The sequence below is a fragment of the Mesorhizobium sp. M1066 genome (assembly GCF_040318635.1).
In the GTDB taxonomy this organism is placed as follows: Bacteria; Pseudomonadota; Alphaproteobacteria; order Rhizobiales; family Rhizobiaceae; genus Mesorhizobium.
Genome location: NZ_JAMYMR010000002.1, coordinates 271,582 through 292,500 on the forward strand (window position 1 = coordinate 271,582; position 20,919 = coordinate 292,500).

The window sequence follows — 20,919 nt, forward strand, 5'->3', positions numbered from 1 at the left end:
CGAACGACCTTCGCAGCTCCATTCGACAGGCAGAGCCATGGACGACACCCACCTTCAACCCGCACCCTCTGGCATCCATGTTTCCGGAACCGAAACGCGCGAAAGCTACTGGCAGCCGGTTCCGGCAAACGGCCATATCGACGTCGCGCTCGCGCCGCATATCGTCGGCATGGAGCACCCCTTCGCACTGGGCACGCAATCAGTGGCGCCTGGCGGCTATGTGCGCGAACACACGCATGACCGCAACGAAGAGACGATCTACGTCCTCGAAGGCCATGGCCGAGCCGTCATCGACGGCAAGGAACATCCGTTGGAACCGGACAGCGTAGTGTTCCTGCCGAAGAATGTCCGGCACATGTTCATCAACGACGGCGAGACACCCCTGCGCTGGATCTGGTTGATCGTGCCGAACGGGCTCGAGGACTTCTTTCGCCTGATCGGCAAGCCGCGCAAGCCAGGTGACCGCGTTCCGTCCAATTTCCCGCGCCCGGAAAACGTCCTGGAGATCGAGCGCAAGACGGTGTTCGGGGCAGACCTTGCCGACAAGTTCGATCCCCTGAAACAGAACCCCTGAAGACCCCCGATGGTGACGCTCGGCCTCATCGGCTACGGCACGATCGCACGCGAGATCGTCTCTGCTTTCCCACAGGACTCATATCGCTGGGTGGCGCTGACGCGCGAAGGCACCCGCCCCGCACTGCCGGCAAATGTCAGCACTGTTACGCGGCTGGATGCGCTGATCGACGCGCGCCCCAGGGCGGTGGTGGAGGCGGCAAGTCAGCAGGCAGTGGCCGCCTATGTGCCCGCGCTTCTCGACGCCGTCATCCCGACCGTCATCGCTTCGATCGGTGCCTTCTCCGATCCGATCCTTGCCGCCCGGCTGACCTCTGCCGGCCGAAATAGCGGCGCACGCTTCGTCCTGCCATCAGGCGCGTTGGGTGGCCTTGACTACCTCGGGGCGATAGCCGCACTTCCCGAAGCGCGGGTGCGCTACACCTCGCGCAAGCCGCCGGCAGCCTGGAGAGCCGAGCTTGCCACCCTTGGCCTGTCAGCCGAGCACGACGCGGTATCCCTCTTCGAAGGCACGCCCGCGCAAGCGGCAAAGCTCTATCCGAAAAACCTCAACGCCGCCTTCGCCGTGGCGCTCGCGGCAGGCGTCGACAAGGTCACAGTCAGCGTGGTTGCCGATCCGAAGGCTGCCGGCAACACACATGAGATAGAGGTCGAGAGTACCGCCGGCACCGCCTCCTTCCGGTTCGTCAACGCGCCCTCGCCCAGCAATCCGAAAACCTCGATGCTCACGGCGCTCAGTCTCGTCGCGGCACTTGGCGAGTTGCTCGACAGGGAGGGCCGCAGCTGATGCCCTTCTTCACCGCCGCCGATGGCTGCCATATCCACTACGAGACATCGGGAATCGCCGGCCCGCGCCTCATCCTCATCCCCGGGCTTGGCGGTGACGGAAGGTTTTGGGCCGGCGTGGTACGCCTTCTCGAAGCCGACCATCGCATCATCGTCACCGACCATCGCGGCGCCGGTCGCAGCGATCGCCCGGAAAGCCCCTGCTCCATTCCCCTGATTGCCAGCGACATTGCCGGCCTGCTGGCGCAGACGGGCGGACCGGCGCACATTGTCGGGCATTCCACCGGCGGCGCGATCGCGCAGGTGCTGGCGCTCGATCATGCGAATCTCGGCCTGAGCTACACGATCAGCAGCTCCTGGGCGCGCGCAGACGCCCGTTTCCGCATGCTCTTCACCGCCCGCGCCGAACTGCTGGAGGCCGGCATGGCCGAAACCTACCAGCGCCTCGGCCACGTGCTCTGCCACGAACCGTCCTACCTCGAAACGCATGCCGGGCAGCTCGAGGCGGCGGTCGCCGCCGCCCCTGGCACCTTGGCGCCGCTGACAGTCAGTGCCGCACGCGTGCGCATGCTGCTCGACCATGATCGCCTTGCCGATCTGCCGCGTATCGACGCCCCGGTTCAGGTGATTGCCGCCACCGGCGATATTCTGACGCCATCAGCCCTTTCAGAGGCGATCGCCACTGCAATACCGGGTGCCCGGTTTGTTTCAGTCCCCGGTGCGCATTTTCATCCCCTCGCCGACCCCGAAGGTTTTGCCGCCATCATTCGTCGTTTCATTGCCAAGGCCGACAGCCAATATCATGACCGCTGAAATCGCCCCCGCTCTTATCGACCCGCGCCTCAAGCCTGGCGCCGACCTCCTCGCCGAAGGACGCGCCATGGTGCGAGACTGGCGCCTCGGCAGCTGCCGCTTCCTCACCGAGACCGGAATGCCGTCCGAAGCCGCATGGAAGCGCATGGCAGCGGCCGAAAAGCGAGTCATGCAGCACGCCCATATCGGCTTCAGAAGCGTCGACCGCACCGTGGCGGCGATCGGCGAAGTGCATGAGCAATGCCGAAAGGCAGGAGTGACGGTCGATCGTTTCGGCATCACCCTCGACTGGTCGATGGGATATCCCCAAGCCATGCGTGCAAGGGCTGCGCGCGGCACCGGCATCGTGCTCACCGGCCCCGAGGATTTCGCCCGCATCACCAACGCCGCGCCCGCTGCTGCGCATTTCGGCGACTTCATGCTCGGCCTGCCCGGCGCGGTGGAAAACACCCGCGCCGCGATCGCCGCCGGGGCAACGGCCATTGGTAACCTGGGGCAGTATTTCACCTTCCGGCTGCCCTACTGGGACGATGAAGTGGCGACCACCGAAGCGACCGTCACCGCGCTCGGCCTGATTGCCGCGCAGGATGCCGAAATCCTCGTCCATTCCAACCTCGACGACGGCTTCGCGGGGCTGTTCATCGACATGGCTTGCGCGCTCGGCATGGTGCTGGTCGAAAAGCACATCGTCGAGGATCTGATCGGCGCGCGGCTTGGCCATTGCTATGGCCACCACTTCAGCGATCCGCTGTCGCGCGCTGCCTTCCATGCCGCGCTGGTGCGGGTCAGCGACACGCCGGGAACCATGATCTTCGGCAACACCGTCTCCTACCAGTCGACCACAGCGGGCAATTACGCAAGCTTGGCGAGCTATCTCCTGGCCGACATACTCGCAGTGGGACGATGGCCCTCCGGCCATGCGATCAATCCGGTGCCGGTGACCGAAAACCAGCGCATTCCCGATATCGACGAGATCATCGATGCGCAGACCTTCGCACACCGGCTCGCGCTGCACGCACCGTTCTACGACCCGGTCTTCGACTGGGCCAGGGTAGAGGCGATGGCCGATGTGCTGGTCGAAGGCGGGCGCCGCTTTGCCGGTGCCGTCATGAAGGGGCTGGCCGAGCGGGGGGTGGATACCAAAGACCCGGCCGCGCTGATGTTCGCCATCCGCCGCATGGGGCCGAGGCGCATGGAGGCGCTGTTCGGCCCGGGTGCGGACGGCGTACGCGGGCGCACGCCGCTGATCCATGCCGAATGGGCACGCGAACTCAACCACAAGGCCGGCGCATGGGTCTCGGCGCAGAAGCCGCTGGAAAGCCCTAAACCCCTGACCGTCTGCATCGGTACGACCGATGTGCATGAGCACGGAAAATATCTCGTCGAACAGGCGCTCGAGGGTCTGGGCATCGTCATCGCCGATGCGGGTGTAGCCGTCGATCCGGAAACACTCGTCATCCGCGCCGCCGAAGCCGGGGCTGATGCCATCGCGGTCAGCACTTACAACGGCGTGGCGCTGCGCTATGCGCAGGCGGTGAAAACGGCGATGGCGGCACGCGGACTTACCTTGCCGATCCTCATCGGCGGACGATTGAACGAAGTGCCCAAGGAGTCCAATTCGGGCCTGCCCGTCGACGTTACCAAGGACATCGCGGACCTCGGCTGCCTGCCCTGCGCCGACCTCGACGAGATGCTGATCGCCCTGCGTTCCATCCGCCCCGTTGCCTGAAGCGGCAGGCTTCTTTTCCGCCGCCGACGGGCGCGTCTCACCAGGCGGTCATACCGCCGTCCACTGTCAGGATCGAGCCGGTGGCGAAAGAGGATTCGTCACTGGCGAGCCACAGGATTGCATTTGCGATTTCAACCGGCTGCGCGACGCGATTCATCGGCGAGCGCGCGTTCAATGCCGCGACAAACCCCTGAGGATCGGGATGGGTTTCCAGCATGGTTTCGAAATAGCTCGACCAAGTCACACCCGGCGCCACGGCGTTGACCCGGATCTTGTCCGCGACATGGTCAAGCGCCATGGCACGCGTCAGCGCCGCGACGCCGCCCTTGGAGGCGACATAGGCCGCCCGATCGGCAAGTCCGACCTGGGCCACGTTGGAGGCGGTGTTCACGATCACCCCGCCGCCACCCTCGGCCATGACGGGAATGACATATTTGGAGCAGAGAAAGACGCCCTTGAGGTTCACGGCCATGAGCGCGTCCCAATCCGCCGCCGCAGTGGTGACGACCGAACCGCGTATGCCGTAACCGGCATTGTTGACCAGGATGTCCACACGGTCGAATGCCTCTTGCGCGCGGCGCACCATCGTCGCCACGGAGGCTTCGTCCGAGACGTCGGCCTCCGAGGCCAGCGCTCCTGTCTTGCCGGCCACCTCGCTCGCCCGCGCGCCGTCGCGGTCGACGGCCAGCACACGCGCGCCCTCCTTCACAAAGAGTTCCACGGCGGCGGCGCCGATACCGGCTCCGGCACCTGTGATGATGGCCGCTTTGCCCTTCAAACGCATGGTCGATCCCCTTTTCAAAAACTTGTTTTGCCCTATTTTGCAGAAGCGCTTGCAAAGTGTCGACACTTTTGTATTTAATTTCGGCACGAACTCGGGGATATCGGTGAAAAACACTCCTTCCGTCGAACAACATCTGGAAATCTATCGCCGGATGCTGCTGGTGCGGCATCTGGAAGAGGGCCTTGGGGCGCTGCACAAGGAAGGACGCACGCGCGGTCCGATCCATCGCTGCGATGGCCAGGAAGCCGTCGGTGTCGCCGCGACCGCAGTGCTGGAGGCTGGCGACAAGGTCGCAACCACCCATCGCGGCCACGCGGTCTATATCGGCAAGGGCATGGCGGTGCACCCGGTGGTGGCCGAGATCTTCGGACGGGCCACCGGTGCCTGCGGCGGACGCGCCGGCCACATGCTGGTGGCCGATGCCGAAAAGGGCGTGATCGGCGGCAACGCCATAGTCGGCGCCGGCATTCCGGCCGCCACCGGCATGGCGCTGTCGATGCAGATCCTCGGCACCGGCAATGTCGCCATGTGCGTTTTCGGCGACGGCGCCGCGCAAACCGGCATCTGCCACGAGGCCATGAACATGGCCGGGCTGTGGAAATTGCCGGTCGTCTTCGTGCTCGAACACAACCAGTTCGGCTTGACCGTTCCCTCCGAAGTCCAGTCACCGGTCGAGGATCTGTCGATCCGCGCCGCCGGCTATGCGATGCCGGCCGAGATCGTCGACGGCAATGACGCGGTGGCCGTCTATCGCGCCGTGTCGGTCATGGTCGAGCGTGCCCGGCGTGGCGAGGGTCCCGGCATGGTCGAATGCAAGACTTATCGCATCGAAGGTTTTTCCACCTCCGACATGGGCGGCTACCAGAAGCCGGAGGACATTGCGGCCTGGAAAGAGCGTGACCCGCTGCTGGTCTCGCGCAAGGCGCTTTTGGGCGACGTCGGCGAGGCGAAACTCGCCGAGATAGAGGCGGCAGCCAAGGCCGAGGTGGCCGAGGCTTTCGAGACCGCTCTCTCCGACCCGATGCCCGAATTCTCGCTGGACGAAGCCTGCAACCCCTACAGCGAGACACACTGACATGGCCATGATGCGGTATGCCGAAGCGCTCAATGCGGCACTGCGCGAAGAGATGCAGGCCGACCCTTCCGTTTTCGTCTTCGGCGAGGACATCGGCCGCTATGGCGGCGTCTTCAAAGTGACGAAAGGGCTGATGGAGGAATTCGGCGAAACGCGGGTGCGCGACACGCCGATCTCCGAACAGGCGCTGACCGCCATGGCGGTGACCGCCGCGATGACCGGCACGCGGCCGGTGCTTGAAATCATGTATGCGGATTTCGTGCCGCTGACACTCGATGCGCTGGTCAACCAGGCATCGATCTACAATTACATCTGGAACGGCCAGGTGAAGATGCCGTTCGTGCTGCGCACGCAGGGCGGCGGCGGCGCCGGCGCCGGCGCACAGCACTCCAAGTCGCTCGATTCCATGCTTGCTCACATACCCGGCATCAAGGTCGTTGCCCCTTCGACACCGGCCGACGCCAAGGGCATGCTGAAGGCCGCGATCCGCGACGACCAGCCGGTCGTCTTCCTCGAACACAAGCTGCTCTACAACACCCGCGGCGAGGTGCCGGAAGGCGACGTGACCGTGCCGCTCGGCAAGGCGGCAACCCTGCGCGAAGGCAGCGATATCTCGATATTCGCCACCTCCAAGATGGTGGTCGAGGCACTGAAAGCCGCGGATCTTCTCGCAGCCGACGGTGTTTCGGCCGAAATCGTCGATCTCCGGTCGCTGCGCCCACTCGACGTCAACGCCATAGTCGCCTCGATCGCGAAAACGCACCATGCCGTGGTGGTCAACGAGGGCTGGCGTTTCTGCGGCTACGCCGCCGAGCTTTCGGCAACGATCATGGACCACGCCTTCGACGAGCTCGACGCGCCGGTCGCGCGCGTCACGCTTCCCGACATGCCGATCCCCTATTCCGAACCGCTGGAAACGGCGATGCTGCCAAGTGCCGAGAAGATCCGCACGGCCGCGCTGAAGACGCTGAAGTGACGGCGGCGGCGATGGCGACCCATCCGATCATCATCGACAGCGCCGGCGGCGAATATATGGAAGCCGTACTGGTAATCGCCTGGGCGGTGAAATCGGGCGATCCGGTCAAGACCGGCGAGCTTCTCGTCACCGTAGAGACAGCCAAGGCAGCAACCGAGATCGAAGCCGACCGCGACGGCTGGCTGGCCGAAATCTTCTTCGCCGAGGGACAGGAAGCGCCGGTGGGCGCCGTGCTCGGCACGATCGCGGACGAGAAACCGATAGGTGGCGAGAAGCCGATCGCTGCCCAATCCGCTTCGATCGCGCCGGCCACGGCAACGGCTGCCGAAACCATTCCGCGCGATCCTGTGACCAGCGAAGCGCCTTCCTCCATCCGGCCGCCCGGCAGCCGTGCAGTCGCAAGCCCGCTGGCCCGGCGGCTTGCCGCTGCGGCCGGGCTCAACCTTGCCACCATTTCGGGAAGCGGCCCGCACGGGCGCATCAAGAAGCGCGACATCGATGCCACCCTCGCCGCCCGCGCGAACGAACTTGACGGTGCAGGTCAGCGGACGCCGACGGCAGTCCAGACATCCCCTGTTGCCGCGCCGGCGCTGGCCCGACAGACTGCGCCCGTGGTTCTCGTCCATGGCTTCGGGGCGGATCGTTCCGTGTGGCGGCAGGTCGTCCCCTTGCTCCAGTCGGGGATCGAGACGATCAGCCTCGACCTGCCCGGCCATGGTGCGGAAGCGGCAAGACCCGCAAGCAGCATTGAGGAGATCGCCTTCCTGCTCTCCGACCGGCTGGAAGATATGGGCGTGGGCAATGCCCATCTCGTTGGCCATTCCCTCGGCGGTGCGGCGGTTCTCGCACTCGCCCGGCTTGGCCGTCTCGCGGTGCGGTCTGTCACGCTTCTTGCTCCAGGCGGGCTTGGCCCCGAGATCAATGCCGGCTTCATTGCCGGTCTTGCCCGCGCGACCACGGTGCAGGCTCTGCAGCAGTGGCTGACTGTCATGGTCGGCGACCCCGCGGCCTTGCCGAGCGGCTATGCGCAGGCAGCACTCAGACAGATGGAAAAGGCCGGCAATTGCGACGCACTCGCGGCGATGGCCGAAAGCCTGTTCCCGGACGGCACGCAAGGTTTCGATCTGGTGAGCGCGCTTGGCGAGCTTGCCGTGCCCGCGCGGCTCATCTGGGGCAGGCTCGACCGCGTCATTCCGGTCGCCCATGCGGCCCGGGCGCCGGGCTTCACCGCTGTTCATCTTCTCGATGGCGTCGGCCATGTACCGCAGATTGAAGCGCCGGCACTCACCGCCCGGCTGATCACCGAGACGGTGCGAAGCGCCGGCTGAGCCGACAAGATCATCACGCCGGCGCCGAAGGCACCGGATACAGAACACCAGAAGGAGTGCCCGATATGATTTTCGACCATCGCACCTATACCGCCCGCCCGAACAAGCAGTCGCATTTCCTGAAACTCTATGAGGACGTAGGCCTGCCGATGCAGCGGCATTATTTGGGCGAGCCCTTCGGCTTCTTCCAGACGCATATTGGCGACCTCTCGCGCACCGTGCATCTGTGGAAATATGAGAGCCTGGCCGACCGGGAGGAGCGGCGCGACCGCATGGAGGCCGATCCCGAGTGGCAGGCCTATCGGCGCAAGGTGATCGAGACCGATTATCTTCTCGACATGCGCAACCAGATCCTCAAACCCGTCTCCTTCTTCAATCCCGGAAAGTAAGATGGACCTGATTTTCTCGGCCGAGGGGCGCAGCTGGCCGCTGCGCCTGACCGGCGATGCCGAGCGCACGCGCCGGGCGCTGCTTTCGGCCCTGCCTATGCGTCTGCAGCTCCACACGCCGAAGATCGCCGGCAGCCATATCTATTGGCATGCTCCCTTCGTGGAGGATATCGAGGGTGCTACGCATGTGCTTTCCGCGACCGCCGGCGCCTTCATCTACTGGCCGGTGCGGCAGTTCCTCGAAATCACTTTCGCGCCGCTCCAGGCGGAAAATGCCGAGATCACCGTTCTCGGCCATCTCGACGCGCCGGTGGAGGGCATCGCCGAGCTTGCCGCGACACTGAAGCGGGACCAGGGCCGCCGCATTCTGGAAGGCGCGCTTGTCCGGTCGGATGGCGGAGGGTTCGAGCCTTCGCCGCCATCGCCGCTGCCGCAGGATATCATCGCCGCGCGCAAGGCGCTGTGGGCGTCCTGTCCCGCCGACATCAGCCGGGTTACCGCGTCGCGCGCCATCATGCATCCGGCAGGTCCCGTCTTCACCGCGGAGTCGGAAGCGCGGGTGCTGCACGAATTCCTGTGGTGGATCCGCGCCGAGCGCGGCGGAAAGGACGAAATGATGCTGCGCCAGGCGGCAGCAATCGCACTCGACAAGACCGCGACCCGCCTGCGCGACTTCTGCCACATGGACGAAACGCCGGCCCTGCTTTTCCGGCTCAAGGCAGCGATGGAAGACGAATATCCTTTCGATGCCCTGATCGACGAGGCAATCCTGGTTGCCGGACGGATTGGCGCCTGGCTCGATCTTTTCATTCCGTGGAACGACCTCAACGAGGCCTTCCGCGCAGCGCTTGACGGCAGGAAGGCCGGATGATGGAAAAACTGACCATCGGCATTGTGGGTTTCGGTGTGATCGGGCAGCGCTGGACGGCTTGCTTTGCCCATGCCGGCCACGCGGTGCGCGTGTTCGATCCGACCGAGCGGCGCGAAGCGGCGTTCAGCGAGGTGCTGCCCGCACTCATGGCCGACCTGGATGCGTTGAAAGGATCCTCGCACGTGCCCGGCGCGATCCGTCTTTTTCCGACGCTCGCCGAGACGCTCGAAGGCGTCGATTTCGTCCAGGAGAACGGTCCGGAAGACCTGGCCCTCAAGCGCCGGCTGCTGGCCGAAATCGAAGACCATGTCGGTGATGAGGTCGTGATCGCTTCCTCCTCCTCGGCCTTGCTCGTGTCCGACATGCAGAGTGAGTGCCGCCTGCCCGGCCGCGTCGTGCTCGGTCACCCCTTCAACCCGGCGCATCTGATGCCGTTGGTCGAGATCGTCGGCGGCAAGACATCGGATCCACAAGCGATCGCCCGCGCAAGCGCCATCTATGAAGCCATCGGCAAGAAGCCGGTAACGCTCAACCGGGAGGTGACCGGCCATATCGCCTTGCGCCTGATGGGCGCCATGTGGCGCGAGGCGATCGCGCTGGTGCGCGACGGCGTCGCCTCGGTCGAGGACGTGGATCGTGCCTTCATGTATGGGCCGGGTGCGAAATGGACCCTGCAAGGTTCGTTCATTTCCAACAGCCTCAACGCCGATGGCATCGAGGACTTCCTGCGCAAATATGGCCCGACCTATCAGGCGATCTGGGACACGCTGCTCGACGCAAAGCTCGACAACGAGACCATCCGCGCGATCACGGCTTCGACAGGTGCGGCGGTGGGCGGGCGCAGCCACGAGGACCTGAAGGCCGCGCGCGAAGCTGGCCTGGTCGGCATTTTGAAAACGGTGGCCATACACGGCGCGCTCTAACTCTTTGTTTTAAGCAATTTCGGGCGGAAAACCGTTTCACACTTTTCCTGGAATTGCTCTGATCGTCACGGTTCAGGAGAACGGCCATGACCTATCGTACCGCCCTCGTCACCGGCGCCTCGAAAGGCATCGGCGCGGCAATCGTCGAGAGCCTGGTCGCGGAAGGATTGATCGTCCATGCGCTGGCGCGCAACCACGATGCGCTGCAGGTCCTGCAGGAGAGGCTCGGGCCGCGCGTAAAACCGCTTGTCGCCGATGTGCGCGACCACGAAGCGATCGCGTCCGCGCTCAATGCGGCGGAAATCGATGTGCTGATCAACAATGCCGGCGGTCTGGCGACCGTGCGCCCCCTGCATGAGCAGAGCGCGGAGGAAACAGCCGAGGTGGTGGCGCTGAACCTCACCGCGCCCTTGCAGCTCATCCGCATGTTGCTGCCGGGCATGATAGCGCGCAAGCGTGGCCACATCTTCAACCTGACCAGCACAGCGGCCAGTGGCGTCTTTCCCGGCACGACGACCTACGGTGCAGCCAAGGCCGGGCTTTCCCAGGCAGGCCGTATCCTTCGCTATGATCTCGCGGGCACCGGCGTGCGGCTGACCGAGATCGCCCCCGGCCGCGTGGAAACGGATTTCTACCTGAAGGCCTTCGACGGCGATCGCGAGGGTCTGCACAAGCGCATGTACTCGCAACAGCGGCCGCTCGGCCCGGCCGATATTGCCGCCGTGCTCGTTGCCGCGCTGCGGATGCCGGACCATGTCGACATCGCCGAACTGATCGTCGCGCCGAGCGAACAGGCACCAGGCGGCCATACCTATCCACCCGCGCCGCAACGATGAGTGCGCGGCGCCTCCCCTCAACCTGACGCCGTCAATTTGTCGAGCACAGCCCTGCAAGCCTCCTCCCAGGCGGCTGGCACACCGCGCGCCGAAAGCACCTGCAGGCCCCGCTCGGTGATGCCGCCCGGTGTCACCAGCTCCTCGAGCATCTGGCCCATCGGCTGGTCCTTCTCCTCAATCAGCCGTCCGGCGGCCACGAACGTCATCGCCGTCAGCCGGCGGCCAATTGCCGGATCGAGACCTTGCGCGCACGACCATTCAGTCGTCCGGCGGATCAGATCCTGCACCCAGCCGTAGATGGCGGCATTGACCGTCGCCACCTCGAAGTCCGTTTCACTGGCCAGCGCGATCGAGGGACCGAGCCGATCGAGAACGGCCCGCGCTTGCTCAAGGTCGGGGAAATAGATTGTCGGGCTGGCACAGACTTCGGAAGCCGTGAACGGCATGGCGCGCACCGTACGCGCGGGCGCGACAGCAAATCGCGACAGCGGTACGCCGGCGCAAACCGAAATCACCACCTGGTCCTTGCGCCACGGCAAACCGGCGACCGCGTCCGGCGCATGCGCTGGCCGTACGGCGACAATGACGACATCGGATCGTTCGACGAGATCGCGATTGTCGGTCGCCAGCCGAAAACCGTGATGGCTGGAGAGTGCCGCGGCCTTGCCGCGCGGCGACAGCACGATTGCCGCGGGATCGAGCCCCGAACGCAGGAACCCGGCCAGCATGGCCGCCGCCAGATGCCCGACGCCAAGAATACCTACAATCATTGTTGTCCCCCGGATTTGAACCTGCTGCTTGCCATTCACACGAAGTTGGGAAAGAAAGGCGCTCTACAAAGTGTAGACACAACCTGCATACAAATCAGATGAGAATCGTCGTGACCGAACGAGCCGAGATCAGTGCCGACAACGATCCGTCCCTTGCCGCCGAGGCCGAAACGCGTCGCGCTGCAGACAGCAGCGAACGCGCCTACAACACCATCCGCAAGCTCCTGGTCGAGTTCAAGCTGAAGCCCGGGGAACGCATCAATGAGGTCCAGCTTTCGCGCAGCCTCGGCGTTTCGCGCACACCCATCCGCGAGGCCCTGAACCGGCTCGCCTCCGAGGGTTTCGTTTCGCTCACGCCCAACCGCGGCTTTTTCGTCAGAAGCCTCAGCACCGAGGGCCTGCTCGACCTCTATGAGTTCCGCTCGATCATCGAGTGCGCCGCTTTCAAGCTGATGTGCGAGCGCGCCGACGACAGCGAAATCGACCGGCTGCGAAGCTACTGGGAAGCGATCGTCGACGCCTACCCGGACCAACCGCCGGATGTCATCCTGGCCGAGGATGAAGGCTTCCATCTGCTCATTGCCGAGCTGTCCGGAAATCCGGAACTTGTCGGCCAGCTCAGCTCCATCAATGCGCGCATCCGCTTCATCCGCCGCATACAGATCGAACATCCCTCGCATGACAAGGCGCAGATCACCTCCCATTCGGCCATCGTCGATGCCGCCGTCAGGCGGGATGCCGAAAACGGCATGAAACTGCTGCGCGAGCATATCGAAATGACCGTCTCCGCCACGCAACAGGCGCTCAAGGACGCCCTGCTCAAGGTGTTCGCACCCGGCAACGGCGCTGATCTAAAGCGCCGGCGAAGGGCACGCGACGCATAATCGATATCTGAGCACAAAATTGAACGCAATAGTGTCGACACTTTCTTGACGACAGTCTCTTTGTCTGCTTCGATGGGTTCCAAGGGAGAGAAGACCGGAATGGCCACTCCCGGCGTGACCAGTAGCCAAGGGGAACCATCATGAAGAAATTTACTGCCGCGCTCCTTGTGGGAGCATCGCTGTTCGCAGGTCCGGCCATGGCCGAGCAGGTCACAATCGGCCTCTCCGCTCCGCTCTCCGGCCCGCAAGCCTATTTCGGCACCACATGGCACAACGGCTTCAAGCTCTATGTCGACAAGCTGAATGCCGCCGGCGGGGTCAATGGCATGACCGTCGCTTATGAACAAGAAGACGACAAAGCCGATCCGCGCGAGGGAACGCTCGTGGCGCAGAAGTTCTGTGACAATGACGAGGTCGTGATTGGCCTCGTCAACTTCAATTCCGGCGTCGCTCAGTCCACTCTGCCGATCTACGAGGATTGCTCGCTGCCGACGATGACCTTCGGCTCCAACCCATCGCTCACCAAGCAGGGCTACAAGTTCATGGTGCGTCCGGTCGCGAACGATCTGGCGGGCGCCCTGCTGCCGGCTGAATACGCGCTCGGCAAGCTCGGCGCCAAGACTGCGCTGGTCGTCAACGACAAGCAGGTTTTCGGCCAGGGAATCTCCGAAATCTTCGCCAAGAACTTCGAGAGTGGCGGCGGCAAGGTCATCGACACGATTTCGGTCGCGCCAAGCGACGTGGACTTCGCCGCCGTGCTGGCGCAGATCAAGCCGAAGAAACCCGACGTGATCTATCTCGGTGCCGTCATGCCGCAGTTGGCGCTCTTTGCCAAGCAGATGCATGAGCAAGGCATCGCCGCCACCCTGATCGTGCCCGACGGTGGCTATACGCCGGACCTGATCAAACAGGCTGGCGAGCCCAACGTCCAAGGCACGCTCGTCGCCATCCAGGTGCCGCCAATGGATGCCTCGCCGGAGATCGCCGAATTCGCCAAGCTCTACAAAGCCAAGTATGGCGAGGAGGCCGGCCCATACTCGATCTATGGCTATGTACAGGGCCAGATCCTCGAACAGGTGCTGAAGACGACCAAGGGCCTGACGCGCGAGGACATCAACGCGGCGCTGCACGCGGTCAAGGTCAAGACCGCCGTGGGTGAGCTGGAATTCGACGATACGGGCGAACTTAAAGTCGCCCCATCATACCTCTACAAGGTCGAGGGATCGAAGTTCCAGCTTGTCGGCTCGAAATAGCAGCCCGGCGCCGGAGCCGCCTGTCTTTTTGAAGGCGGCTCCTCTTGCCTGTTGACGGCCGCGCCTGACAAAAGTGCGACGGACTGTCGATCGGGAACCCATTGCACAGGACACCGGCCCATGCTGGGAAACCTCATTCAACAGACGGTCAACGCGTTGACCATCGGTTCGATCTACGCGCTGATCGCGCTCGGTTACACGATGGTCTATGGCGTGCTGCGCATGATCAATTTCGCCCATGGCGAGATGTTCATGCTCGGCGCCTACGTCGCCTTTCTGGTCCTCAGCATGCTCGTCGGCGATGTCGGCATTGCGGCTGCGATAGCGCTTACCGTGGCGTTTGTGATCGCTGTCTTCCTGGTGGGCTTCATCGGCGTCGGCATTGAACGCGTTGCCTACAAGCCGCTGCGAAACTCCACCCGGCTGGCGCCGATGCTGTCTTCGCTCGGCGTTTCGCTCTCACTGGTCACCGGCATGCAGATTCTTGCCGGCCCGCAGCCGGTCGCCTTTCCGAGCTTCTTCCCAGTCGTCCGCTATGAGGTGCTGGGCGGCACCATCACCTCGATGCAGATCGGCATCCTCGTCGCCGCCTTCGTGTTGATGCTCAGTCTGCATTTCCTCGTCAACCGCAGCCGCATTGGCATCATAGTGCGCGCCGTTTCGGAAAGCCGCCCCACCGCGCAGCTTCTGGGCATCAACGTCTATGGCGCGATTTCGATGGTGTTCTTCGTCGGCCCGCTGCTCGGCGCGGCCGGCGGCATCCTCTATGCCAGCTACTACGGCATCATGTCGCCGACCATGGGAGCCGTCATTGGCCTGAAGGCCTTCACCGCGGCGATCCTCGGCGGCATCGGCTCCATTCCCGGAGCCATGCTTGGCGCCTTCATCCTCGCCTTCGTCGAAGTGGGCGGAACCGCGCTGCTGCCCGTCATCACCCATGGCGTGCTGGGCACCGAATATCGCGATGTGCTCACCTTCGCGATCCTCATACTCGTGCTTCTGGTTCGTCCCGCCGGCATATTGGGCGAGGCCGTGTCCGAGGAAAGCATCGTGTACAAGAGGGAGTTCTGATGTCCGTCGCCGAGAGCCTTACGGCTGCCAGGCCGCGTTCAAGCCGGGCCGTCGCGTTCCTTGTCTTTGCCATCGCAATCGCGCTGATCGCGGTGACGCCCTTTCTGCCCAACTACTACATCCGTGTCATCGACAGCCTGCTGATCTACATCCTGCTCGGCATCGGCCTGAACATCGTGATCGGCTATACCGGCCTGCTCGACCTCGGCTTCGTCGCCTTCTACGCGGTCGGTGCCTACAGCTATGCGCTGCTGGCCAGCCCCCAGCTCGACCTGCATCTGCCTTTCCTGCTCATCCTGCTCGTCGCCGCCTGCCTTGGTCCGATCACCGGCATATTGCTCGGCATACCTGTGTTGAGATTGCGCGGCGACTATCTTGCCATCGTCACCCTCGGCTTCGGCGAGATCGTACGCATCATCATCAACAATGTCGACTGGCTGACCGGTGGACCGAAAGGCATCGCCCGCCTCGACAAGGCTTCGATCCTTGGCATACAGATCGCCCGGCCCGTCGATTTCTTCTGGCTGCTGCTTGTCGTCGTGCTGCTGGCTGGCCTTGTCGCCTGGCGGCTGGAGCGGTCCATCCTCGGCAAGGCCTGGGCAGCGATCCGCGAAGACCAGGACGCCGCGCGCGGCATCGGCATCAACACGACCAACGCCAAGCTTGCCGCCTTCGCCACTTCAGCGACGATCGGTTCGATCGCGGGCGCGATCTTCGCCGCCTCGCAACGCTTCGTCAGCCCGGAGAGTTTCACGCTTCAGGAATCCGTGCTGATCGTGCTGATGATCGTGGTCGGCGGCATCGGCAACATTCTCGGCATCGTCGCAGGCGCGGCAATCCTGATCCTGCTGCCGGAAGTGCTGCGCGAATTCGCCGAATGGCGCATCCTCTTCCTCGGGTTGTTGATGATCTTCCTGATCATCGTGCGTCCGGCCGGCCTCGTTCCGCGCAGCTTCGGGCCGGACAAGCTGATCCGGAGGCTGTTCGGCAAATGACCCTGGTCTTCAACAGACTGCGAAAGGAATATGGTCAGGTCGTCGCCATCGATGACGTGACCGCCTCCTTCGCCCCGGGGCTGATCCACGGTGTGATCGGACCCAACGGCGCCGGCAAGTCGACGCTCATCAACATGACCGCCGGGTCCTACACCGTCTCCTCGGGATCGATAGCGCTCGACGGCAAACGCCTCGACAAGCTCAAGAAATATCAGATCGCCAATTCGGGAGTTGCCCGCACCTATCAGAACATTCGTCTCTTCGATCAGATGACGGCGCTCGAAAACCTCGAGGTCTGCTTCTATCCGAGCGATGTCGGGGGCACCTGGAAAGAAGTGCTGTGGCCGCCCTATGCCTCGGCCCAGCGCGACCTCCGACGTGAAAAATGCATGGAGATCTTGCGTTTCTTCGACCTGCAAGGCCATGCCGATGCGGAAGCCGGCAGCCTGCCCTATGGCCGGCAGCGCATGCTGGAGATCGCCCGCGCGCTGGTTTGCAATCCGCGCGTGCTGCTGCTCGACGAACCCGCCGCCGGTCTGAACCATCACGAGACGGCCGAGTTGACCGCTAGGCTCGCCGCCCAGCGATCGCCCGACCGTATCACGATCATCGTCGAGCACGACATGGATCTGGTCATGGCGCTCTGCGACAACATCATCGTCATGCATCACGGAAAGCTGCTTTTTCGGGGAACACCCGCCGAGGTGCAGGCAAGCACCGACGTCCAACTCGCCTATCTGGGAACCGCCAATGACATCGACGACATCCGAGCCGCTGCTCAGGATCGCCGGGCTCAGCTCGGGATACGGACGCGTCGGCGTTCTTGAAGACATAAACGTCGACGTAGATCCGCACGAGATCGTCGTCGTTCTCGGCCCGAACGGCGCAGGCAAAACGACGCTGCTCAACTCCATCTCCGGCGTTGCGCGCCCGACCGCCGGCAGCATCACCTTCGAAGGGCGCGACATCACCGGCCTGCGGCCGGAGCAGGTCGTGCGCCTGGGCATCACCCATTGCCCGGAAGGCCGTCAGATCTTCCAGCGCCTGACGGTGGAGGAAAACCTGGTCGCCGCACATGTCGGGCGCGGCGGCAAGAGTTTTGAGGCGCTGCGCGCCGAAGCCTTCGATCTCTTTCCGGTGCTGAAGGAGCGGCGTAACGGCATGGCGAGCCGCATGTCCGGTGGCCAGCAACAGATGCTTGCGATCGGTCGCGCGCTGATGGCCGAGCCGAAACTTCTGATGCTTGACGAGCCGTCTCTCGGCCTTGCTCCGAAGATCGTCCATCAGATCTTCCGCATCATCCTCGACCTGTCGCGCAACGGCATCGCCATCCTGCTCGTCGAGCAGAACGTCCAGCTCGCGCTCGAATGCGGCGACTACGCCTATCTGCTGAACACCGGCAAGGTGAAGCTTCACGCCCCCGCACAGGAAATGGCCGAGCATTCAGCCTTGAGCGAGCACTATCTCGGCGGCGCCACCGTGGAAGTCCTTGATGTTTGAGGTCGACTGGAAGACGCCGCATCTGTGGCGCAAGACCGCGGATCTGCGTCAGACGGCGCCGGCGCTGCGGGGCGATTGGAAGACGGACGTGCTGGTCGTCGGTGGCGGCTTCACCGGTATGGCCGCAGCACTCGGCGCACGTGACAGCGGCGTCGATGTGATCATGCTCGAAGGCAACGAGATCGGTTCGGCGGCTTCCGGCCGCAACAACGGCCTCGTCATCTCCCACCATTCCAAGGCATCGCCTTCGGAATTCGAGGCGGCGTACGGGAAGACCGTCGGCACCCGCTATAACCGCATGGTGGCCGATGCGGCCGGCGTAGCCTTCGGACTGATGCAGCGCTTCAACATCGATGCGCACCAGGTGCAGGAGGGCTGGATCCAGCCTGCACACACCGAGGCGACGCTTGCCCGCACCCGCCAGTTCTACGAGGAGTGGAAAGCTTTCGGCGCCAATGTCTCCAGCCTGAACCGTGACGAAGCCACCGCGCGCATCGGCAGTCCCTATCTCGGCGGCTGGATGGTGCACAATTCGGGCCATATCAACCCGTTTGCCATGACCATCGGCCTTGCCGCGGCGCTGGAACGTGAGGGCGTGACCATCCACGAAAACTCCCGCGCAACCCGCATCGAGAAGGTGGAGGGCGGCTGGCGCGTCTTCACCGCGTCGGGAAGCGTCACCGCACCGGAGGTGGTGCTGGCGACCAACGCGCTGACCGGCGACATCTGGCCGGGCCTCAAGAAGACGCTGATGCCGCTAAAAGTGTTCCAGGCGGCGACCAATCCTCTGCCGGAGGACCTGCGCGCCAAGATTCTGGTCGGCAATCCAGCCGTATCCGACATGCGCAACGACATCCGTTATTTCCATTACGACCGCGACAATCGGCTGGTCAGCGGCGGCACGCATACGTTCTGGTTCGGCGAGGCCGATCGCGGTCGCGCCAAGGTCTCGCGCATGCTGGGCAAGGCCTTTCCGGCCTTTGGCGGCGAACCGGAGACGGTGGAATATTGGCACGGGACATTCGCCGTGGTGCCCGACCGCCGCCCACGCCTTTATCGTCTCGCCCCCGGCCTGGTGTTTGGCGGCGTCTATTCCGGTCGCGGCGTTGCACTCTCCATGTCGCTCGGCCAGGAAATCGGCCGCTGGGCGGCAGGTCGGCGCACGGATGATCAGATGTCGCTTCCGGTCACCAATATGAAGCCGGTTCCGTTCCATCCGGTCGCGGTGCAGGTGGCCAACCGCATGCACGCCTGGAACCGCTTTCAGGATAAAGGCTCCTGAACCATCATGATCAATCACGACGGCGCCCATCCGGCGTATTCTGTGAAATTATCGGGCTCTGAAATCAAAACGGCCCGCGGGCTTTGTGCCAGGCGGGCCGTTTGCTTACCGCAGATTGGTTGCGGGGACAGGATTGAGTTTTCTGTCCGGCGGCGTCGGCTCCGCCTGCTTGCGGGCGCGTGATGACAGGTTAAATCGCCGGCACCACGGCACAATACAAAAGAGCCCGCACGAGGGCGGGCTCTTTTGTATTTGGTTGCGGGGACAGGATTTGAACCTGTGACCTTCAGGTTATGAGCCTGACGAGCTACCGGGCTGCTCCACCCCGCGTCACCTTTTGTGTAAGCCGAGGCCTACAGATAGGTATATGGCTGACCAAATGAAAGGGCCGCTTACGCGGCCCGTGATCCCTTGGCGGGCCATTTCATAAAGAGAAGATTTCTCTCACATCCGATTGGATGTGAGTTCAACGTGCGTTTAGCAGACCTGGCAGCGACCTACTCTCCCGCGTCTTGAGACGAAGTACCATCAGCGCTGGAGCGTTTCACGGCCGAGTTCGGAATGGGATCGGGTGCAGCCGCTCCGCCATAACCACCAGGTCGGCAAAACGCACGTTGTTCGAGAAGCTTTTTTGAGCGAATAGCCAATAGTGAGTAGCGAATAGGGACCCTATTTGCTGCTTTCTCTGAGCTGTTCGCTGGTCTTTTTTGTGCCTTTACAGTTCTTTGGATCCTGACGCCTTTCGAAGCGAAGCTTCGCAAGGTCGACCGACCGTCGGCGCTGATGCGCCGCACCCACGTAGCGCCGCCCGCAGGGCGGAACAAGCGTGAGTGAGAACAGACCATCTGACTTTGTCAGATGAGCATAAGGAATGAGAACGATCAAGCCGATCGAACTATTAGTACCGGTAAGCTTCAAGCGTTGCCGCTCTTCCACACCCGGCCTATCAACGTGGTCGTCTTCCACGGTTCTCAGGGAATACTCGTTTTAAGGTGGGTTTCCCGCTTAGATGCCTTCAGCGGTTATCCCGTCCGGATATAGCTACCCTGCTATGCGGCTGGCGCCACAACAGGTCCACCAGAGATCCGTCCATCCCGGTCCTCTCGTACTAGGGACAGATCCTTTCAATATTCCTACACCCACGGCAGATAGGGACCGAACTGTCTCACGACGTTCTGAACCCAACTCACGTACCGCTTTAAATGGCGAACAGCCATACCCTTGGGACCTGCTCCAGCCCCAGGATGCGATGAGTCGACATCGAGGTGCCAAACAACCCCGTCGATATGGACTCTTGGGGGTCATCAGCCTGTTATCCCCGGCGTACCTTTTATCCGTTGAGCGATGGCCCTTCCACGCGGGACCACCGGATCACTATGACCGACTTTCGTCTCTGCTCGACTTGTCAGTCTCGCAGTCAGGCAGGCTTATGCCATTGCACTCAGCGAACGATTTCCGACCGTTCTGAGCCCACCATCGCGCGCCTCCGTTACTCTTTAGGAGGCGACCGCCCCAGTCAAACTACCCACCATACATTGTCCCGGACCCGGATAACGGGCCGCGGTTAGACATCCATAGTAATAAGGGTGGTATTTCAAGGGTGGCTCCACCTGAGCTGGCGCCCAGGTTTCAAAGCCTACCACCTATCCTACACATGCCACTACGAATGCCAATGTAAAGCTATAGTAAAGGTGCACGGGGTCTTTCCGTCTAACCGCAGGAACCCCGCATCTTCACGGGGAATTCAATTTCACTGAGTCTATGCTGGAGACAGCGGGGAAGTCGTTACGCCATTCGTGCAGGTCGGAACTTACCCGACAAGGAATTTCGCTACCTTAGGACCGTTATAGTTACGGCCGCCGTTTACTGGGGCTTCGATTCAGAGCTTGCACCCCTCCTCTTAACCTTCCAGCACCGGGCAGGCGTCAGACCCTATACGTCGTCTTGCGACTTCGCAGAGCCCTGTGTTTTTGATAAACAGTCGCTACCCCCTGGTCTGTGCCACCCTCCTCTACTTGCGTAGAAAAGGGTCACGCTTCTTCCGAAGTTACGCGTGCAATTTGCCGAGTTCCTTCAGCATA

Annotated in this window: 20 protein-coding genes, 1 tRNA gene and 2 rRNA genes (1 of these 23 only partly in view); 18 read left to right on the forward strand and 5 right to left on the reverse strand. The window is 63.1% G+C overall.

The window, feature by feature from the left end; genetic code table 11:
* Window positions 1-37 precede the first annotated feature (37 nt).
* From NKH52_RS04330 to NKH52_RS04345, 4 genes are read left to right on the forward strand one after another with little or no spacing between them, the layout of a single operon-like run.
* Entirely contained in the window at window positions 38-574 is a 537-nt protein-coding gene (locus NKH52_RS04330) for a cupin domain-containing protein (protein WP_352728000.1), read from the forward strand.
* 9 nt (window positions 575-583) lie between these two features.
* Window positions 584-1,360 carry an aspartate dehydrogenase gene (locus NKH52_RS04335; RefSeq protein ID WP_352727998.1) on the forward strand — a complete coding sequence of 259 codons (777 nt, stop codon included), beginning with the start codon at window positions 584-586 and terminating at the stop codon, window positions 1,358-1,360.
* Window positions 1,360-2,172: an alpha/beta fold hydrolase gene (locus NKH52_RS04340; protein WP_352727996.1), complete on the forward strand. Its 813-nt coding sequence runs from the start codon at window positions 1,360-1,362 to the stop codon at window positions 2,170-2,172. Before NKH52_RS04335 ends, NKH52_RS04340 begins: the two co-directional genes overlap by 1 nt.
* Window positions 2,162-3,901, forward strand: a complete 1,740-nt coding sequence (locus NKH52_RS04345; RefSeq protein ID WP_352727994.1) for a cobalamin-dependent protein — start codon at window positions 2,162-2,164, stop codon at window positions 3,899-3,901. Before NKH52_RS04340 ends, NKH52_RS04345 begins: the two co-directional genes overlap by 11 nt.
* A gap of 37 nt (window positions 3,902-3,938) precedes the next feature.
* Here the strand turns inward: NKH52_RS04345 and NKH52_RS04350 are convergent, their stop codons facing one another.
* Entirely contained in the window at window positions 3,939-4,685 is a 747-nt protein-coding gene (locus tag NKH52_RS04350) for an SDR family oxidoreductase (protein ID WP_352727992.1), read from the reverse strand.
* Between the two features lie 103 nt (window positions 4,686-4,788).
* Here NKH52_RS04350 and NKH52_RS04355 point away from each other — a divergent pair, with 103 nt between their 5' ends.
* From NKH52_RS04355 to NKH52_RS04385, 7 genes are all read left to right on the forward strand, one after another.
* Window positions 4,789-5,760 carry a thiamine pyrophosphate-dependent dehydrogenase E1 component subunit alpha gene (locus NKH52_RS04355; protein ID WP_352727990.1) on the forward strand — a complete coding sequence of 324 codons (972 nt, stop codon included), beginning with the start codon at window positions 4,789-4,791 and terminating at the stop codon, window positions 5,758-5,760.
* 1 nt (window position 5,761) lies between these two features.
* On the forward strand, window positions 5,762-6,736 hold the full coding sequence (locus tag NKH52_RS04360) for an alpha-ketoacid dehydrogenase subunit beta (protein ID WP_027035434.1): 975 nt from the start codon (window positions 5,762-5,764) through the stop codon (window positions 6,734-6,736).
* Window positions 6,737-6,747: 11 nt separating this feature from the next.
* The gene (locus tag NKH52_RS04365; RefSeq protein WP_352727988.1) at window positions 6,748-8,064 is read left to right on the forward strand and encodes an acetoin dehydrogenase dihydrolipoyllysine-residue acetyltransferase subunit; all 1,317 of its coding nucleotides are present in this window, start codon (window positions 6,748-6,750) and stop codon (window positions 8,062-8,064) included.
* A 65-nt stretch (window positions 8,065-8,129) separates the two neighbouring features.
* Window positions 8,130-8,453 (forward strand): NIPSNAP family protein, encoded by a 324-nt coding sequence (locus tag NKH52_RS04370; protein WP_352727986.1) that lies wholly within the window; start codon window positions 8,130-8,132, stop codon window positions 8,451-8,453.
* A gap of 1 nt (window position 8,454) precedes the next feature.
* On the forward strand, window positions 8,455-9,324 hold the full coding sequence (locus tag NKH52_RS04375; RefSeq protein WP_352727984.1) for a hypothetical protein: 870 nt from the start codon (window positions 8,455-8,457) through the stop codon (window positions 9,322-9,324).
* Window positions 9,321-10,247, forward strand: a complete 927-nt coding sequence (locus NKH52_RS04380; protein WP_352727982.1) for a 3-hydroxyacyl-CoA dehydrogenase NAD-binding domain-containing protein — start codon at window positions 9,321-9,323, stop codon at window positions 10,245-10,247. Before NKH52_RS04375 ends, NKH52_RS04380 begins: the two co-directional genes overlap by 4 nt.
* An 86-nt stretch (window positions 10,248-10,333) precedes the next feature.
* On the forward strand, window positions 10,334-11,083 hold the full coding sequence (locus tag NKH52_RS04385) for an SDR family oxidoreductase (RefSeq protein ID WP_352727980.1): 750 nt from the start codon (window positions 10,334-10,336) through the stop codon (window positions 11,081-11,083).
* 17 nt (window positions 11,084-11,100) lie between these two features.
* Here the strand turns inward: NKH52_RS04385 and NKH52_RS04390 are convergent, their stop codons facing one another.
* Window positions 11,101-11,853: a pyrroline-5-carboxylate reductase family protein gene (locus tag NKH52_RS04390; RefSeq protein WP_352727978.1), complete on the reverse strand. Its 753-nt coding sequence runs from the start codon at window positions 11,851-11,853 to the stop codon at window positions 11,101-11,103.
* 110 nt (window positions 11,854-11,963) lie between these two features.
* Here NKH52_RS04390 and NKH52_RS04395 point away from each other — a divergent pair, with 110 nt between their 5' ends.
* The 7 genes from NKH52_RS04395 (at window position 11,964) to NKH52_RS04425 (ending at window position 18,838) form a co-directional block, all read left to right on the forward strand.
* Window positions 11,964-12,737 (forward strand): GntR family transcriptional regulator, encoded by a 774-nt coding sequence (locus NKH52_RS04395; protein WP_352727976.1) that lies wholly within the window; start codon window positions 11,964-11,966, stop codon window positions 12,735-12,737.
* Window positions 12,738-12,877: 140 nt separating this feature from the next.
* A complete protein-coding gene (locus tag NKH52_RS04400; RefSeq protein WP_352727975.1) occupies window positions 12,878-13,990 on the forward strand; it encodes a branched-chain amino acid ABC transporter substrate-binding protein in 1,113 nt (370 codons plus the stop codon).
* Window positions 13,991-14,110: 120 nt separating this feature from the next.
* A complete protein-coding gene (locus NKH52_RS04405) occupies window positions 14,111-15,061 on the forward strand; it encodes a branched-chain amino acid ABC transporter permease (protein WP_352727973.1) in 951 nt (316 codons plus the stop codon).
* Window positions 15,061-16,056 carry a branched-chain amino acid ABC transporter permease gene (locus NKH52_RS04410; protein ID WP_352727971.1) on the forward strand — a complete coding sequence of 332 codons (996 nt, stop codon included), beginning with the start codon at window positions 15,061-15,063 and terminating at the stop codon, window positions 16,054-16,056. Before NKH52_RS04405 ends, NKH52_RS04410 begins: the two co-directional genes overlap by 1 nt.
* Window positions 16,053-16,883 carry an ABC transporter ATP-binding protein gene (locus NKH52_RS04415; protein ID WP_352727969.1) on the forward strand — a complete coding sequence of 277 codons (831 nt, stop codon included), beginning with the start codon at window positions 16,053-16,055 and terminating at the stop codon, window positions 16,881-16,883. The genes NKH52_RS04410 and NKH52_RS04415 overlap by 4 nt, the downstream gene beginning before the upstream one ends.
* On the forward strand, window positions 16,807-17,556 hold the full coding sequence (locus NKH52_RS04420) for an ABC transporter ATP-binding protein (protein WP_352727967.1): 750 nt from the start codon (window positions 16,807-16,809) through the stop codon (window positions 17,554-17,556). The genes NKH52_RS04415 and NKH52_RS04420 overlap by 77 nt, the downstream gene beginning before the upstream one ends.
* Window positions 17,549-18,838, forward strand: a complete 1,290-nt coding sequence (locus NKH52_RS04425) for an NAD(P)/FAD-dependent oxidoreductase (RefSeq protein ID WP_352727965.1) — start codon at window positions 17,549-17,551, stop codon at window positions 18,836-18,838. The genes NKH52_RS04420 and NKH52_RS04425 overlap by 8 nt, the downstream gene beginning before the upstream one ends.
* Window positions 18,839-19,091: 253 nt before the next feature.
* Here NKH52_RS04425 and NKH52_RS04430 read toward each other — a convergent pair.
* The 3 genes from NKH52_RS04430 to NKH52_RS04440 form a co-directional block, all read right to left on the reverse strand.
* Window positions 19,092-19,168, reverse strand: a tRNA-Met gene (locus tag NKH52_RS04430).
* Between the two features lie 154 nt (window positions 19,169-19,322).
* Window positions 19,323-19,437 (reverse strand): 5S ribosomal RNA (gene rrf / locus NKH52_RS04435).
* 278 nt (window positions 19,438-19,715) lie between these two features.
* Window positions 19,716-20,919 (reverse strand): 23S ribosomal RNA (locus NKH52_RS04440) (it continues 1,618 nt past the right edge of the window).